General features: G+C 47.7%; 13 protein-coding genes. 11 read left to right on the top strand and 2 right to left on the bottom strand.

Annotated features, from left to right (window positions below; translation table 11 throughout):
• Positions 1-5: 5 nt before the first annotated feature.
• Complete coding sequence (gene ribD, locus QUB11_RS02730; protein WP_333202015.1) at positions 6-1,181, bottom strand: bifunctional diaminohydroxyphosphoribosylaminopyrimidine deaminase/5-amino-6-(5-phosphoribosylamino)uracil reductase RibD; 1,176 nt, start codon at positions 1,179-1,181, stop codon at positions 6-8.
• An 11-nt stretch (positions 1,182-1,192) separates the two neighbouring features.
• Here ribD and QUB11_RS02725 point away from each other — a divergent pair, with 11 nt between their 5' ends.
• The 3 genes from QUB11_RS02725 (at position 1,193) to QUB11_RS02715 (ending at position 2,920) form a co-directional block, all read left to right on the top strand.
• A complete protein-coding gene (locus tag QUB11_RS02725) occupies positions 1,193-1,351 on the top strand; it encodes a hypothetical protein (protein WP_333202017.1) in 159 nt (52 codons plus the stop codon).
• 151 nt (positions 1,352-1,502) lie between these two features.
• Positions 1,503-2,363 carry an FAD-binding domain-containing protein gene (locus tag QUB11_RS02720; RefSeq protein WP_333202018.1) on the top strand — a complete coding sequence of 287 codons (861 nt, stop codon included), beginning with the start codon at positions 1,503-1,505 and terminating at the stop codon, positions 2,361-2,363.
• A 143-nt stretch (positions 2,364-2,506) separates the two neighbouring features.
• A complete protein-coding gene (locus QUB11_RS02715) occupies positions 2,507-2,920 on the top strand; it encodes a hypothetical protein (protein ID WP_333389651.1) in 414 nt (137 codons plus the stop codon).
• A gap of 119 nt (positions 2,921-3,039) precedes the next feature.
• Here QUB11_RS02715 and QUB11_RS02710 read toward each other — a convergent pair whose 3' ends face one another.
• Positions 3,040-3,579, bottom strand: a complete 540-nt coding sequence (locus tag QUB11_RS02710) for a cyclic nucleotide-binding domain-containing protein (RefSeq protein ID WP_333141825.1) — start codon at positions 3,577-3,579, stop codon at positions 3,040-3,042.
• A 658-nt stretch (positions 3,580-4,237) separates the two neighbouring features.
• Between QUB11_RS02710 and QUB11_RS02705 the strand changes: the two genes are divergently transcribed.
• The 8 genes from QUB11_RS02705 to QUB11_RS02670 all read left to right on the top strand — a co-directional run bounded on the left by QUB11_RS02705 (position 4,238) and on the right by QUB11_RS02670 (position 16,224).
• Complete coding sequence (locus QUB11_RS02705) at positions 4,238-5,347, top strand: hypothetical protein (protein ID WP_333202024.1); 1,110 nt, start codon at positions 4,238-4,240, stop codon at positions 5,345-5,347.
• Positions 5,348-5,673: 326 nt separating this feature from the next.
• Positions 5,674-5,937 carry a hypothetical protein gene (locus tag QUB11_RS02700; protein WP_333025420.1) on the top strand — a complete coding sequence of 88 codons (264 nt, stop codon included), beginning with the start codon at positions 5,674-5,676 and terminating at the stop codon, positions 5,935-5,937.
• Positions 5,938-6,402, top strand: a complete 465-nt coding sequence (locus tag QUB11_RS02695) for a type II toxin-antitoxin system VapC family toxin (protein WP_333202026.1) — start codon at positions 5,938-5,940, stop codon at positions 6,400-6,402.
• Positions 6,403-6,506: 104 nt separating this feature from the next.
• A complete protein-coding gene (locus tag QUB11_RS02690) occupies positions 6,507-6,782 on the top strand; it encodes a hypothetical protein (protein WP_333202028.1) in 276 nt (91 codons plus the stop codon).
• Positions 6,775-7,116 (top strand): type II toxin-antitoxin system PemK/MazF family toxin, encoded by a 342-nt coding sequence (locus QUB11_RS02685; protein ID WP_190657517.1) that lies wholly within the window; start codon positions 6,775-6,777, stop codon positions 7,114-7,116. The genes QUB11_RS02690 and QUB11_RS02685 overlap by 8 nt, the downstream gene beginning before the upstream one ends.
• A 64-nt stretch (positions 7,117-7,180) precedes the next feature.
• Positions 7,181-10,504 carry an AAA family ATPase gene (locus QUB11_RS02680; protein WP_333202030.1) on the top strand — a complete coding sequence of 1,108 codons (3,324 nt, stop codon included), beginning with the start codon at positions 7,181-7,183 and terminating at the stop codon, positions 10,502-10,504.
• Between the two features lie 377 nt (positions 10,505-10,881).
• Positions 10,882-14,190, top strand: coding sequence for a PAS domain S-box protein (locus QUB11_RS02675; RefSeq protein WP_333389649.1), 3,309 nt, complete (start codon positions 10,882-10,884; stop codon positions 14,188-14,190).
• A gap of 159 nt (positions 14,191-14,349) precedes the next feature.
• Complete coding sequence (locus QUB11_RS02670; RefSeq protein ID WP_333389647.1) at positions 14,350-16,224, top strand: adenylate/guanylate cyclase domain-containing protein; 1,875 nt, start codon at positions 14,350-14,352, stop codon at positions 16,222-16,224.
• Positions 16,225-16,233 lie beyond the last annotated feature (9 nt).

Here is a 16,233-nt window from a genome sequence, read left to right as displayed (position 1 = left end):
AACTTTCAATCTTTAATTTTTAAATAGCCCTCTACCACACAATCTGCACCCACCGCGCGCCAAGAAACCCGCTCTAAAGTCAAAGCCTGAGTCATTGCCGAAAAGCCCAAATCTCCCACAGGAGTTGGAGCTCCTTGGCCACCGACAATTTTAGGAGCAATAAAAGCCATAATTTTTTGAACTGCACCCTCAGCAATTGCCTGAGCGGCCAAAGTGCCGCCGCACTCCCAGAGTACAGAAAGAAAAGATCGATCGTACAAATAAGCCATAACATTAGTCGGTGTCAGAGGCGAGAGTTCCACAACTTCCACCCCTTTGGCGATCAAAAATTCCTGAAATTCCGGGTTAACCCCAGGCTCAGTCAGCACCAAAGTAGCCGCCACAGAGGTTTCCCACAACCAAGCCGACTTCGGCAAATCCAGAGTGCGACTCATCACCACCCGCAGGGGATTATTCCTATCAGGCTTGTGACTCGTCAGTAGGGGATTGTCCAGACGCACCGTATTTCCCCCAACAATCACAGCATCGCATCCGACGCGCACCCGGTGAACCTCGCTGCGAGCCTCCTCGCCTGTCACCCAAGCGCTGTGGCCGCTACTGGTAGCAATTTTACCGTCCAAAGTCATTGCATATTTCAAAATTCCAAAAGGCCGGCGGTGCAAAATCCGGTGCACAAAAGCCTCGTTGAGTTTTTGGCAAGCCTCCCCTTCCACTCCCGCCACCACTTCAATGCCAGCCTCTCGCAACCGGGCCAGCCCAGTTCCAGCTACCAAAGGATTCGGATCGACCATGCCAGCCACTACTTTTGCCACCTTGGCCTTAACTAAAGCTTCAGAACAGGGGGGAGTCCTGCCGTAGTGGTTGCAGGGTTCCAGGTTCACGTAGACGGTCGCTCCTTCGGCAAGTTCCCCCGCTTCCCGGAGCGCAAAAACTTCGGCGTGAGGTTGACCGGCACCGGGATGAAACCCTTCGCCGACAATCTTGCCGTCTCGGACAATTACAGAACCGACAAGGGGGTTGGGTGCGGTTTTGCCCAAAGCACGGCGAGCCAATTCTATGCAGCGGCGCATCATGGCTCGATCGAACTCTTGAACTTCGCTGTTTTCCAGTTGTTTTGTACCTTGCTGCTGTCGGTTAGCTAAGCTGGCGATCGCTTTAGCGTGCGCCGGAAAAGTTTCCATGAGATTTTGCTATGATATCTATCCCTGAGTGTACTGACTTTGATGCTAATTTTGGCTACGAACCGACGATCGATTGCTGCTGGGGCAAACTGTACGTTACCACTGAGATATTGCACCATTCTCAATTAGCCTTTATGAACAGGCTTTTCGGCCTGTTCCACAAAAGATAAATTTTCTTGTGGAACAGGCCGAAAAGCCTGTTGCTAACAATGGTGCAAGATGTGAGTTACCAGGAGTGAAGGGCTATTTAGGCCGATCGACCCGCAGGCTCGATCGAATAGCTTTAACATGAGGAAAGAATAGCAGGCGCTTGAAAAAACAATGAGTCAGGACATGAAGCGGGAATTTGCCAACCGCGACGAATTAATTGCCTACGTGCGTGAACAGTTCCCCGAAGCCGCCGCCCGCGACAGCAGCGTACCCCCAACCCCAGGCGGGCGGAAAGCAGCCGAGACAGCCCTGCAACAAGTCGATCCCGGCCAGTACGCCTCAACCCGCAATTTCCTCAACGGTGCGGTAACGCGCTTGTCGCCCTATTTGCGCTACGGCGTTTTGAGTCTTGCCGAAGTCCGGGATGCCGTACTGGAGAAGGTGCGTCATCCAGAAGAAGCCGTAAAACTCGTCAACGAGTTGGGTTGGCGGGATTATTGGCAGCGACTGTATGCCGAATTGGGCAACGGGATTTGGCAAGACCGGGAACCCTACAAAACTGGTTACACTGCCTCATATTACAGCGAAACTCTGCCGCAGGATGTCGTCGAGGGCTCGACTGGTTTGGTTTGCATCGACAGTTTCAGCCGCGAGTTACGAGAAACTGGTTATTTGCACAATCACCAGCGGATGTGGACTGCCGCTTATCTGGTACACTGGCGCCGTGTGCGGTGGCAAGCCGGAGCTCGCTGGTTTTTGCAACATTTGCTAGATGGAGATCCGGCGAGCAATAATCTTTCTTGGCAGTGGGTAGCAAGCACTTTTAGTCACAAACCTTATTTTTTTAATCGGGAAAATTTGGAGCGTTACACTAAAGCGGTTTATTGTCGCGATTGTCCTCTGTATGGGCAATGCGATTTTGAGGGAACTTACGAATATTTGGAAGGGCAGTTGTTTCCTCATGGAGAAAAGGTCGATCGTAGTGGCGGTTCTAAAAGTTGGGATCGCCCTAAAAAAGGTCGCAGAAATTAAAATGTCATTAGTCATTAGTCATTAGTCATTAGTCAGTAGTCATTAGTCATTAGTCATTAGTTATCAACAGTTAACAGTTAACAGTCAACAGTTAACAGTCAACAGTCAACAGTCAACAGTCAACAGTTAACAATTACTAATTTATGAACAATCCGATTATTTGGCTGCACGGTGACTGCTTGAGTCCTGAAGGCCCGGCTTTTCAAGCGCACCCAGAGGCACCGGCAATCTGGGTTTGGGATGATGCGCTGATTGATGAATGGCAGTTGAGTCTCAAACGAATGGTGTTTATTTACGAATGTTTGCTGGAGTTGCCGGTAGTTATTCGGCGGGGCGATGTGGCTGCAGAAGTTATCGCTTTTGCGATCGAATCCGGCGCGAATCAAGTGGTAACTACCGAAAGTCCCAGTCCTCGGTTTCAGGATATTTGCGGGAAAATTAAGCGATCGCACCCAGTAGAAGTTTTGCCACCGGAAGCCTTTGTCCGCTACGATGGTTACATTGATTTGAAGCGTTTTTCTCGCTATTGGCGCGTCGCTGAAAAATATGTTTTCTAATTGGGAATTGGGAATTGGTAATTGGAAATAGGTGTTCTTTTCTCTTCTTCCTTTTTCCTGAAATCCGTTACATCCGTTACATCCGTCGAGCGAATCCGTTGCCGAACTTCCTTCTTCCTTCAACTCCCCTTCAAACGCTCCAACAGCCATTGAAATCTCGATGCCGCCAAATCTGGATTTTCGACATTTTGCGGGATGCCGTCCTCGCCGTCGGGATCTTCATATATTAAACCATCACTATCATCGCCGAAGCGTTTGACTGTACCCCGCAGTCTCGACGACAGAAATTTGGTAATCGCCCGATAAAACCGCAGGGAAAAAAGCACGTCTTGCTCGAGTTTTTCAGTTAACAGCCGCCTCGGAATTGACAGGATGAGGCACTCTTCAATTGCCGTGACGCTAGCAGAAGGAAGCCTCCCGTCTACAAAAGACATTTCGCCTAACACTTCCCCGGAAATAATTTTTCCAATTTCTTTGTCGCCTAAAGATGATACAGCAACGCTCAAAGTTCCCTCCAGAACTATATAGAGGGCGTCTAAGGGCTTACCTTCGGTGATCAGGGTTGTGCCGGGGAGGACTTGGGTGCGGGTGCCGTTGGCGAGCATCCAATCGATGTCGCGATCGCTCAATTCGCCTAATATGACTAGAACTTTGCTCATAAAGTCAGGTTGAGATGAGAGAATTTGTATTTTTTTACTTGTTTAGTTGCGTGCTGTTGTGAGATGGTCAGACCCTGAGCGAAAGCGAAGGCTAAACTTTACAAATAGAACAGTAAATTTTACACAATTTTCATAATATTCAGTAATTTTGACACGATCGAGCCACAAATCTTTCTCGGATCGGTGGTATTATTCTACATTACTTGTCAGGGACTGTGTAGCAGCCGATCGCGTTGTATTAACTGCACTTGCTGTGGACGGCGGGGCTGCCAAAACAGTTTTGAAAGCTTGTTGTCTCTTGGTTTCGAGCTGGTGCGCGCTCAAAAACAGGATTTTTTCGGCGTGGCTGCGAGTGCAGCGCCCCCAAGTACAGTATTCTAGAATGCAAGCGAGACGCGCGCCCGACCCCTCAATTAAACAGGATTAAGGATGAAATCATCCCTAGGATTGATTTTTTGCCGATCGATCGGTAAATTTAAATTAGCCTCTAAACCTGCCGTCAGTTCTTAAATCTAATCAGCTTGAGAGTTGACTCTTCAACGGTTGAGTGCCAATGTAGGAACAACACAACTCATATTTGTGTCTTTTTTTCCCAAAGCTCTCGACGTTCTCCCTCAAACACTTACACTTTTAACACACCCTTCATTGAGGAGTTGCTATGAATAGTCTATTTTCCAAGTCTACTTTTGCGTTAATAAATCTTGCAGCTTTAGCTGTTTGTTTCAGTACCATGTCAGCGAAAGCTGAAACTGGCAACTTGCCCGATGTCGCTACAACTGCAACAATCGCAGCTCAAAATATTGACCAAATTTCTGAGCCAGCGGCAACTTCAGCAGTTAAACCCGACGCAGAAACAACGGCTAGTAATAAAAAAATTGATTCAATCAGTTGGAGCGAACTAACAGAAGCGGCAGAGCCAGTCGCCTCTGAACCGGCCGCCAACTTGCAAGTATCTATGGCTGCACCCGAAAAATCGGCAGCAGCAACATCTGAAATTGCTGAGACAGAAACAGCGCAAAATACATCCATTGCTGCTGAGACTGAAAATTCGGAAGAAACCGCTAAAATTGCTGATAATGGTGTGAAAGTGCAGTCAACAGTCGAGACTGTCAAAAAGAGCGATCGACCTACCTCAATTGTTGCCGAGAGCAATAATTCTGAACCGACTGCAACCAAAGAAGAAAAAGAAGTCAAAACCGCACAAGAATTGTTGAGCAATCCTGTCAGCACTTCCGCCTCAGCTTTGACAAACCAACCGAAAGTTGCTGAAAAACCGGCAACTGTCTCGGAACCAACTGAAAAAGTAGCTCAAGGAACTCAAATCCGACCAGGCCGAGCTACCCGTTCTGGGCCCAGCTACATCGGCATTGGCGGCAATCTAGGTTTTGGCGGAGATTCAGCTTTAGGCGACGGTTCTTTTGCGATTATTAGCAAAATCGGTTTGACGAACAATTTGTCGGTGAGACCGACTGTTTTGTTCCGCGACAACTTAGCTTTTCTAGTTCCCGTTACCTTCGATTTTGTATCTCAAAATACCGTCGAAGTCACCGAGGATTTTGTGATTACTGCTGCTCCTTATGCAGGTGCTGGCGTGATAATTTCTACCGGGGATGACGGTACTTTGGGCTTCCTGATTTCGGGGGGTGTAGATGTGCCGCTGACGAGAAATTTTACAGCAACAGCGGGACTGAATGTTGGTTTTGTAGACGGAGCTGAAGTGGGATTGTTGGTCGGTGTCGGCTATACGTTCCCGAATATTGCCCGGTAGTGTTGCTGTTTGAGCAAACGCACGACAAATAAATATGTGGGGGGTTGGCTGTAGGAATACAGTCAACCCTTTTTGATGATGGAAAATCTGCCTATCTATGCGATGATGTAGGGTGCGCCATAAGCACAGACCGGTAATGTAGGGTTGGAAATCTTCGTAGAAACCTGGTTTCTTTACTCGTCCTGGACGCACAAGCCCGATCAATGAATGATAATAGGTCGTTTCAGCCATCAATCTAAGTCCAGAAAGCCGGAATATTCGTGACAGTGTGCAAGTCTGATAGTTGTATAATAGACAGACTAGCCAAGTGTAAAAAGTAGAATCCTATGCCGCAGGGAATCTTCAACAAAATCCTCAATCAGCTTGACACTCTGGAACTGCTAGAACTACAGCAACTAGAGCGCGCTATAGGGATATATCTGGCCCAGAAAGAACAAACTGCTCAACGGACAAAATTGCACCAAGCGCTGTTAACTTCTGGTTTAGTCAAAAAAATCAAGCATTCTTCTGGGAGTCAGCAAACAGAACGGCGACTAATTCAGGTACAGGGCAAGCCTGTGTCTGAGACAATTATTGAGGAACGCCGCTAGATGACAATTTATTTTGTAGATAGCAGTGCGCTGGTCAAACGCTACATTAATGAAATAGGTTCGGCATGGGTTTTGAGTTTGTGCGATCCTGCACTTAACAACGATATATTGATTGCTGCTATTACAAGTGTTGAAATTGTTGCTGCAATTACCAGAAGGTCGCGCGGCAGAAGTATCAATGCGACAGATGCTACAGCAGCGTGCAATCAGTTCAGGAGTGACCTACAATCTGAGTATCAGGTTGTAGAATTCACGGAAAGCATTATTAACTCTGCAATGGCATTAGCTGAAACCTACGGATTGCGAGGCTATGATGCTGTGCAGCTAGCAACAGGCTGTGGCATAAATAACCTTTGCACAGCTAACAGTTTGCCTGCGATGACTTTTGTATCTGCTGACGGGGAGCTGAATGCAGCAGCAACAAGTGAGGGTTTGATAGTTGAAAATCCCAACAATTACCCGTAAGGTCGCAAACCCGTACAGTAAAAACAGCACAAATCTCGTTTGTAGCCGAGTATCGGGATGCTCCCGGATCGATCGTACTTTCTCACCAACCACCCGAAAAAACCGTGACCAAAACAGAAATCTTAGCTGCACTCAAAAATCTGACAGCAGAAGAACGCCTAGAAATCATCGAAACAGCTTCGCGGATGATGCGCGAAGAAATAGAAGAAAAAGCCCAGCGCAAAGCTGAGAGAAAGCGGAGACTCAGAGCCGCAGCAGAAGCAGCAGTCCAAGATTATATGCCGGGAGGTGCTTTACATGATTTGTGGTCTGCTGACAGCGAACCCTATTTTGAATCCGAGGAAGAATACCTGAACGCAGGGATAAAAACTAATGCGTAGAGGCGAAATCTGGCTGGTTGCGCTTGAACCTACTGTGGGCGCCGAAATCGGCAAAACCCGTCCGGTAGTAATTGTCAGCGATGAAACGGTGGGAATTTTGCTGCTTGAAGTTATTGTTCCCATCACTGACTGGAAAGAGCGATACACCGAGAGAAATTGGATGGTTCGACTAGAACCGAGTGGCGAAAATGGCTTGGCGAAACTCTCCGCCGCCGATACTTTTCAAGTCCGTTCCGTCTCGCAACAAAGATTTGTCCGACAACTCGGAACCCTGTCCGAGACAATTATGGAAGAAATTGCAGAAGCACTGACAATTGTTCTGGATCTAGATTGAATAACTAGGCAACAGCGTACAAATAGTGTTATTTATAGATAGATTGTATGGCGCGATGGCCTAAATGATTCCTATACAACTTACACTCAAAAATTTTCTCAGCTATCGCGAAGCTGCTTTAGACTTTCGCGGCCTGCACACTGCTTGCATTTGCGGGCCTAACGGTGCTGGCAAATCCTCCCTCTTAGAAGCCATATCCTGGGCACTTTGGGGCTGTTGCCGCAGCGATACAGAAGACGATATCATCCATATCGGCGAAACTGATGTGCGCGTTGATTTCACTTTCTCCACCGGCGGCCAAATCTACCGGGTGATTCGCAACCGCCGACGCGGACAATCGGGAAGTTTGGAATTTCAAGTAGCAACAAACCCCCCCTTCCCCCCCCTTGGTAAGGGGGGGCCACAAGAAGTGAATTCTTCCCTTGGTAAGGGGGGGCCACAAGAAGTGAATTCTTCCCTTGGTAAGGGGGGGCCACAAGAAGTGAATTCTTCTCTTGGTAAGGGGGGGCCACAAGAAGTGAATTCTTCCCTTGGTAAAGCGAACACAGAAGAAGTGAATTCTTCTCCCCCCCTTAGTAAGGGGGGGTCGGGGGGGGTGAATTTTCGCACGCTCACAGACAAAGGTCTGAGAACAACTCAGCAAAAAATCCTCGAACACATTAAACTAGATTACGATACTTTCATCAACTCGGCGTATTTGCGACAGGGGCGAGCTGATGAATTTATGCTCAAAAAGCCGATCGAACGCAAACAAGTTTTAGCCAACCTGCTCAAGCTCGACTCCTACGATACTTTATCCGAACAAGCCAAAGATACCTCCAAACAATTTAAAGCTCAAGTCGAAGTGCTCAAACAGAGTTTGCTAACCGTACAAGAGCAACTGCAACAAAAAGAAGCTCTCGCCTCAGAACAAACTCAATTGCAGCAAGCAACCGATTTGCTTCAGCAGCAGCAGCAAGCCGACACAACCGAGTTGCAGCAACTGCAACTCCTGCACCACAACCGCCAAACTTGGCAAAAACTCCTCGCCGGCCACCAGCAACAGCACTACAATATCACTCAAGAATGCCGCCGCTTGCAGCAAGAACTCAGCGCCGCCAAACAGCAGCAAAATGAGCTGCAAGCCCTCCTAGTCCAAGAAAATGAAATAACAGCAGGAATCGCGTATTTCCACAGCTTGCAAGCAACAGAAGAAACTCTGGCTGGTAAATTCAAGGTTAACCAACAAGCCCAAAGTCAGCGCCAACAATTGCAAGAACAGCAGCGGCAAGAACTGAGCTTTTTGCAAAGCAAAATTCAGCAGTTGCAAGCTCAATTAGAGGTTTTAGAACAAGATGAAAAAGATGTTCTGGAGATTCTCAAACAGCAGCCGGAGGTTGACAAAGGACTCGCACAGTTGCAAGCAGTTCGATCGCGCCTCAACGAACTAGAGCAACTGCAACTGCAAGTTTCGCCACTGTTACAACAGCAGCAGCAAAAGCAACAAAAGCTCGATCGCGCCCGCGCCGGTTTAACCGCCCGCTTAGAGGAAATCAACCGACAGGTGCAAGTTCAGCAGCAGCAGCGACAGCCGCAGTTACAGCAGGAAATCTCGGCCATCGCCAATCAAATTTTGCAGTTGGAAAACAAGCGAGTTTATCAGCAGCGAGTCCGCGAAAAAGGTCAAGAAAGGCACGACTTTCTAGGAAACCTGCAAGCCAAAAGCCGCGACTATCAAACCAGACTCGCCGAGATCGACCAAAAACTGCAACTGCTGCGGAAACATGAAGGAGAAAAAACCGCAGGTGAAGGTAAAGCCTCGAATTTTGCGGAAAACGAGCCATCGAATTCGCCTTTAATGGTGCGGGATACAAATTTTGGCAATTGTCCTTTGTGCGATCGACCTTTAGACGAACACTACTGGAATTTAGTAGTCACAAAACACCACACCCAACAGCAGGAAATCTGGAACCAACTGTGGGTTGTCCGCGAACAGTTAGCCGTCTCCGAGCGCGAAATTCAAGTTCTCAGACATGAATACCGCGAACTAGAAGAGGAATTAGCGCCCTACCAAGAATTGCGGGAACGCCGCAGCCATTTACAAGCACAATTAGATAGCCTGAGTCAAGATGAAAACCGACTGCAAAGTATGCGTCAAGACGCGGCAGAAATAGAGCGGTTGCTACGCACCGGCGAGTATGCAGCGGAGGATTTGGGCGAACTCCAGCAAATCGAACAGCAACTGCAACAGCTCAATTACAGCGATCGCAGCCACTCCCTCGCCCGCAGCGATGAAAAGCGCTTGCGGTGGGCGGAAATTAAGCAAGCTCAAATCAAAGACGCTCAGCAGAAACTTAATAAAATTAATGCCCGTCGCCCGGATTTGCAAACTCAATTAGCCACCGTACAGCAACAGTTAGAACAGCAAAAAAACAGCTCGGAAATACAGCAGCAAATTCTATCTTTAGATAGATACATTGCGGAAATTGGCTATAATTTGGAACAGCACGAACACGTGCGGAGCGAAATGCGCCGATCGCAGTTTTGGATCGCCCGCGCCGAAAAATTGCGATCGGCAACTGTGCAGTACCCGCAAGTGCAGCAGCGGGTTAATGAAATAGCAAATTCCATCGCTGTGCGCGATCGAGATTTGCAAGCTGTCAGCGCTCAAACTTCAGCGATGAACCAGCAATTGCAAGAACATCCCGATCCCACAGCCCGCATAAGTGCGATCGAACAGCAAATCAGTCGCCGCCGCCAGCAGTTAGACCAACATTTGGGAAGTCTCGGACGCCTCCAGCAGCAGCAGCAAAATCTGGAAAATCTGCAAGTTCAGCTAGTAGCTCAAAAAGAGCAAATGCAAGTTGCAAAACGCCAGCAGCGAGTTTATCAAGAGTTGGGTCAAGCCTTTGGTAAAAACGGCATTCAAGCTTTAATGATTGAAAATGTTTTGCCTCAACTCGAAGCTGAAACTAATCAGATATTGTCGAGATTGAGCGCGAATCAATTGCACGTTCAATTTATTACTCAGCGGGCTGCTGCTTCTAAAAAAGCAACTAAATTGATTGACACTTTAGACATTTTAATTGCTGATGCTCGCGGTACTCGCGCCTACGAAACTTATTCGGGAGGTGAAGCTTTTCGGATTAATTTTGCGATTCGGCTGGCGCTGGCGAGACTGCTGTCTCAGCGGGCGGGTACGGCTTTGCAAATGTTGATTATTGATGAGGGATTCGGGACTCAGGATGCTGAAGGGTGCGATCGGCTGATTGCTGCAATTAATGCGATCGCCTCCGACTTCGCCTGCATCCTCACCGTTACCCATATGCCCCACCTGAAAGAAGCTTTTCAAGCCAGGATTGAAGTAAGCAAAACTGCTCAGGGTTCTTGCATCAGCTTGTCTATTTAAAAGGGTTGACGAACCGGATGGAAGGAGGAGAAGAAAAAAAGTTTAACACATCAGTATTTTCACCTTCTATTTTCTTTGGGAATTCGGTATTTTTACCTTCTGTTTTCTGGATAAGTGCCTAATGCCTTCGGTGATACTAATTTCCCAAAAGAAGGCAACTGTAGACCCATCATCTAAACCATGATGGAATCAGTCATTGCCAATCCAAAATCTAACATCTAAAATGGTATTAGTCGTCTCCCTCGCCGACTTTTTTGGGCTGCTGACTTTGTTAAAAAAGCTAAATTAAAAATAAGATTATAGAATAAGAATAGCTTAAGGTGTGTATAGTTTTTTATTCTTCTGTCCGCTCCGCAGGAGCGTGAATATTGCCACCGATGACAACAGACTCTTTCAACCTGACTCTCCTAGAACGGGCGATCGCAGCGTCGAGCAACAGCATTCTCATAGCGGATGCTCGCAAGCCTGACATACCTATAATCTACTGCAATCCTGCTTTTGAGAAACTGACCGGTTACAGTACCCAAGAAGTTATTGGACGCAACTGCCGATTTTTGCAGGGCCCCGATACCGATCAGGCCGAATTAAATAAACTCCGCCGCAGCTTGCAAGCAGGAACGGAAATTCTGGTAGTTCTCAAAAATTATCGCAAAGACAAAACTCCTTTTTGGAACGAATTAATGGTTTCCCCCATCCTAGATAATGAGGGAAAATTAACTCATTTTATCGGAGTTCAGAACGATATTAGCAAAAGAGTAGCAGCCGAAACAGCCAGGGAAGAAAGCGAAGAAAGATTGCGGGCGATCGCCACTGTGACTCCCGTTCCGATGTCAATTACGCGCCTAGAAGATAGCGTAATTTTGTATGCAAATCCCGCCCTCGGAGAAAGTTTAGGTTTGAGTTACGAACAACTTATCGGACGAAAAAAAAATGAACTTTATGCCAATATCAATGACCGCAGTCAATTGATAGAATTAGTCAAACAAAACGGCTTGGCCGACCGCGAAGAAATCTGCCTCAAGAAAGCAAATGGCAGTTTTTTTTGGGTAAAAATGTCGATGCGAGCGATTAATTTTAATGGCGAAGCCGCAATTTTATCGGCATTTTACGATATTACCGATCGCGTAGAAGCAGAAACAGCACTACGGCAAAGCGAAGCGAGGTTTCAAAAACTAGCCGCCAACGTTCCGGGAATGATTTATCAATTTCAGTTAGCAGCAGACGGCACTATGTCATTCCCCTACGTCAGTTCCGGCTGCCGCGAACTCTGGGAATTAGAACCAGATGTACTCCAAAACTCAGCTATTCCCGCGATCGAAATGATTCATCCAGACGATGCGCCCAGCTTCCAGGAGTCTGTTGCTATCTCAGCTAAAACTTTAGAGCCTTGGCGGTGGGAAGGCAGATTTGTTTTTCCTGGCGATCGGATTAAGTGGATTAGCGGGGCTTCCCGACCAGAACCGGGCGAAAAAGATAACATTATTTGGGATGGCGTATTGATTGACATTAGCGATCGCAAACTAGCAGAATCAGCACTGCGGCAAAGCGAAGCCAGATTCCAAAAAATGGCCGCCAACGTGCCGGGAATGATTTATCAATACTTGCGGCATCCCGACGGTTCCGATCAATTCACTTATGTCAGTTCCGGTTGTTGGGAACTCTACGAATTAGAACCCGAAAAAGTTGAACAAAACTCCGATTTAATTTGGGCAACGGTGCATCCAGAAGACCTAAAACCTCTGTTAGAATCAATCGCAATTTCCGGCGGAACTCTCAAACCTTGGAAATATGAAGGGCGGATCGTAACTCGATCGGGAAAACTGAAATGGATTCGCGGCATTGCCCGCCCCGAACTGCAGCCTGGGGGCGATATACTGTGGGAGGGAGTGACAATCGACATCAGCGATCGCAAGCTAGCAGAAATCGCCCTCAGCGAGTCAAAAATCGCCCTGCAACAAGCCAATCTAGAACTAGAAAAGCGAGTCCGAGAACGCACGGAAGCCTTGGAAACATCTAAAAAAATGCTATGGTTGGTAATCAACAACATCCCTCAGTTAATCGCCTGGAAAGATCGAGATTTAGTTTACTTGGGAGGCAACAAAAACTTTGCCAAAGTCGCAGGTTTCAATCACCCCAGTGAAATCGCCGGTCTCACCGACTTCGATATGCCCTGGAAGCCAGAAGAAACAGAATTTTTTCGAGCCGCCGACCGCCGCATCATGGCAACCAACACCCCAGAATATCACATCATAGAATCCAAAATGCAAGCCGACGGCACGCAGTGCTGTCTGGATACAAATAAAATACCTTTACACGACAATTCCGGCAATGTTGTCGGCATTTTGTCTACTTTTGAAGACATCACCGATAGGCTTTCCCTAGCAGCTCAAGTCCGGGCCAGCGAGGAACTATTTCGCACAATTTTTGAAGATGCACCCATCGCTATCTACTTAGCTAATTTAGATGATAACAAGTTAGTGAGAGTCAATAAAACTTACTGCGAAATGCTGGGATATACTGCAGCAGAATTGCTCGGCAAAACATTTATTGAACTTGGGCATCCCGAAGATTCTCCAAAAAATCTCCAAGTTGCTGATTCTCTGAAGCGGGGAGAAATTACTCACTATCAAATCGAACTCCGCCAGATTGCCGCTACAGGTAAAATTGTTTGGGTAAACGTGACAGCTACTTTGATTCGAGACGGCGAAGGAAAACCTATTTACAACTTAGGGATGATTGAAAATATAACGAACCGCAAAATTTCCGCCGCCGCACTCCAAGCTTCCGAATCTCAATTAAGAAAACAAGCCGCCCAATTGCAAGAAGCTTACGAACAGCTACAAAACGCTCAAATCCAATTAGTTCAATCCGAAAAGATGTCGAGTCTCGGTCAGATGGTGGCTGGGATTGCCCACGAAATCAACAATCCGGCAACTTTTATTAACGGCAATATTTCTCATACTTACAACTATTTTCACGATTTAATTGAACTGTTAACTCTCTACCAGGAATGCTACCCGTCCCCTGGGCCTCAGATTGCTGAAAAAATTAAGGAGTTAGAGTTGGATTTTCTGAAGGAAGATTTGCCAAAAATGCTAAATTCCATGAGAGTAGGAGTAGAAAGAATCAGTAATATTGTGTTGTCGCTGCGGAACTTTTCGCGACTGGATGAATCAGAAATGAAGTTGGTAGACGTTCATGAAGGGATTGACAGTACACTGTTAATTTTGCAGCACAGATTGCATCAGGCAAGTATAAAAAGCGGGATTGAAATTATTAAAGAATACGGAAAAATATCGAAAATACACTGTTGTGCGGGTCAGTTAAACCAGGTATTTCTCAATATTATCAGCAACGCGATCGACGCTCTAGAAAACCAACCGCAACCTCGGACGATCGTGATTCGCACCCTCATGAAAAAAGCTGGGTTGAAAAGCCACAGTAAAAACCAGCTCAGTAATTGCGATCGCATTGTAATTTGCATCGCCGACAGTGGCCCGGGAATGAGCGAAGAGGTTCGCAAGCGGCTATTTGACCCGTTCTTCACCACCAAGCCCGTAGGCTCTGGAACTGGCTTAGGATTATCCATCAGCCATCAAATTGTGGTAGAAAAACATAAGGGAAGCCTGCGGTGCATCTCAGCGCCCGGACAGGGAGCGGAATTCTGGATTGAAATCCCCTGCTGAGCGATCGTCCATTAATCTAAAAGTTTAAATATCTAACTTTTAATTCCAAATTGCCGTCGGTACTTGAGTTATCAGGGTTTGGAATTAACCGCACTCAGAGGCCGGAACAAATCGCACTCAGCGGTGTGCTAATCTGCTGCCCTTATTCGCTAGGCAAATATGCTGAAAAAACTACCTTTATCCTGGTCTCGCTACATTCCAGCCGGGTTGACGCTGGCTTTGGGTGTCGGGCTGTCGGCCCTGGCATTCGCCTTGGTTTGGGACTGGGAAGACAAGCGCCGCGATTACGAAATGCACCGCCGCATTGACGATATTTCGATCGGCATCGAACGCCAGCTCAACTCCGACTTAGATACTGTTCTCGCCCTCAGCGACTACATGAAAGCCTTCAGCGCCGTCGAGCGTTCCTCTTTTGCCCGGTTTGTCGCCCGTCCCCTATCCGTCCACCCCAGCCTGCAACTCCTGGCTTGGGCCCCCCGCGTCCCCCAGGACGAGCGGCGCAACTACGAAACCAAAGCTAGAACCGAAACAGATCCCAGCTTTGAGATTACAGAGCGCGGCCCGCGAGGAGAACTCCGCAAGGCCCTCCAGCGTTCCGAATACTTCCCGGCTTTCTACGTCGAACCACCCACCGGAAACGAGACAGTATTAGGCTTTGACCTCGCCTCCCACCCAGAAATCCGCGCCGCCCTCGATCGAGGACGCGATACAGGAGAAATGATTGTCACCAACTACATCGGCTTAACTCAGGGCAATTCCCCGGAACTAGGTCTTTTGGCAATAGTTCCGATTTACGAAAACAGCAGTAAACCGACTACCCTGGAATCCCGTCGCCAACTGCTACAAGGATTTGTTCTGGGCGTATTTCGAGGCAAAGATATTTTCCAAACCTCTTTAAAAGGACGCAATACCGACTACCTCAATATTTATCTCGTTAGCGAGGCTCCAGACAAGCAACAAGCACCCTCGCTATTACCCCAAACGGCCAACCCGGTTCTCAAAAATCTCCCTGCTGAGAGGCAAATTCAGCAATTTGCGGTGCAGTTCCAATCCGCGAGCCAACAAGTGCTTCCAGCATCAGCCGCTGCTGACCGATCCCTCATGCAAAACTGCCCGATTCTTGACAATCCAGGCCCGAACTATACAGCTTGCAGAAGGCGGCTGAAAATTAGCGGCCGCCAGTGGTCTATGTACGTGTCGGCAACGCCGGAAATTCGCAGGCTTCGCAAGCACTGGCGCTCTTGGGGAACTCTGACGATGGGGATGCTGTGGACTCTGATTCCGGTGACATATATGCTGACATCTTTGAGTCGCACCGCCCAAATTGAAAAGCTAGCCGGAGAAAGAATTCGCCAAGCCGAACAGTTGCAGGCTGCTTACCTACAGTTGGAACTCGAACAAGCTAAATCCGAGCAACTGCTGCTAAACGTTTTGCCCGCAGCGATCGCCCTACGTTTGAAGGACAATGAACACAATATCGCCGAAAGTTTTGCGGAAGTAACTGTGATGTTTGCCGACATTGTGGGGTTTACAGAGCTTTCGTCGAGAATTTCAGCGACGGCGGTAGTGGAAGTGCTCAACGATATTTTTTCGGCTTTTGACCACTTGGCCGATCGCCACGGTTTGGAGAAAATTAAGACTATTGGTGATGCTTACATGGTTGTCGGCGGTTTGCCTACGCCCCGAGACGATCACGCCGAGGCGGTGGCGAACATGGCGATCGATATGCTGCACGAAATTAGGCTGCTGAGTTTAGAACATTCGGAACCTTTCAGCATTCGGATCGGGATTAGCAGTGGGCCTGTCGTTGCCGGCGTTATCGGCTTAAAAAAGTTTATTTACGACCTCTGGGGCGACACAGTAAATATTGCTTCGCGCATGGAATCCCACGGGATTACCGGCTGCATTCAAGTCACCGCCGAAACCTACGAGATATTAAAAGATAAATATACTTTTCAGAAGCGCGGCGCCATTCAAGTTAAGGGCAAGGGATACATGGTTACTTATTTACTGACTGGGAAAAAAGATTATTAATCCAGCCCA

The sequence above is a fragment of the Microcoleus sp. B6-A1 genome (assembly GCF_036705085.1).
GTDB lineage: Bacteria > Cyanobacteriota > Cyanobacteriia > Cyanobacteriales > Microcoleaceae > Microcoleus.
The sequence above is the reverse complement of the archived record's forward strand: the minus strand, read 5'-3'. Positions and strand labels throughout refer to the sequence as shown.

Bases quoted from the DNA above. Each gene is read 5' to 3' on its own strand.
- QUB11_RS02715 (WP_333389651.1), top strand. From the start codon at position 2,507: ATGAACAATCCGATTATTTGGCTGCACGGTGACTGCTTGAGTCCTGAA.
- QUB11_RS02695 (WP_333202026.1), top strand. From the start codon at position 5,938: ATGACAATTTATTTTGTAGATAGCAGTGCGCTGGTCAAACGCTACATT.
- QUB11_RS02705 (WP_333202024.1), top strand. From the start codon at position 4,238: ATGAATAGTCTATTTTCCAAGTCTACTTTTGCGTTAATAAATCTTGCA.
- QUB11_RS02725 (WP_333202017.1), top strand. From the start codon at position 1,193: ATGATATCTATCCCTGAGTGTACTGACTTTGATGCTAATTTTGGCTAC.
- ribD (WP_333202015.1), bottom strand. From the start codon at position 1,181: ATGGAAACTTTTCCGGCGCACGCTAAAGCGATCGCCAGCTTAGCTAAC.
- QUB11_RS02685 (WP_190657517.1), top strand. From the start codon at position 6,775: ATGCGTAGAGGCGAAATCTGGCTGGTTGCGCTTGAACCTACTGTGGGC.
- QUB11_RS02710 (WP_333141825.1), bottom strand. From the start codon at position 3,579: ATGAGCAAAGTTCTAGTCATATTAGGCGAATTGAGCGATCGCGACATC.
- QUB11_RS02675 (WP_333389649.1), top strand. From the start codon at position 10,882: ATGACAACAGACTCTTTCAACCTGACTCTCCTAGAACGGGCGATCGCA.
- QUB11_RS02670 (WP_333389647.1), top strand. From the start codon at position 14,350: ATGCTGAAAAAACTACCTTTATCCTGGTCTCGCTACATTCCAGCCGGG.
- QUB11_RS02680 (WP_333202030.1), top strand. From the start codon at position 7,181: ATGATTCCTATACAACTTACACTCAAAAATTTTCTCAGCTATCGCGAA.
- QUB11_RS02700 (WP_333025420.1), top strand. From the start codon at position 5,674: ATGCCGCAGGGAATCTTCAACAAAATCCTCAATCAGCTTGACACTCTG.
- QUB11_RS02720 (WP_333202018.1), top strand. From the start codon at position 1,503: ATGAGTCAGGACATGAAGCGGGAATTTGCCAACCGCGACGAATTAATT.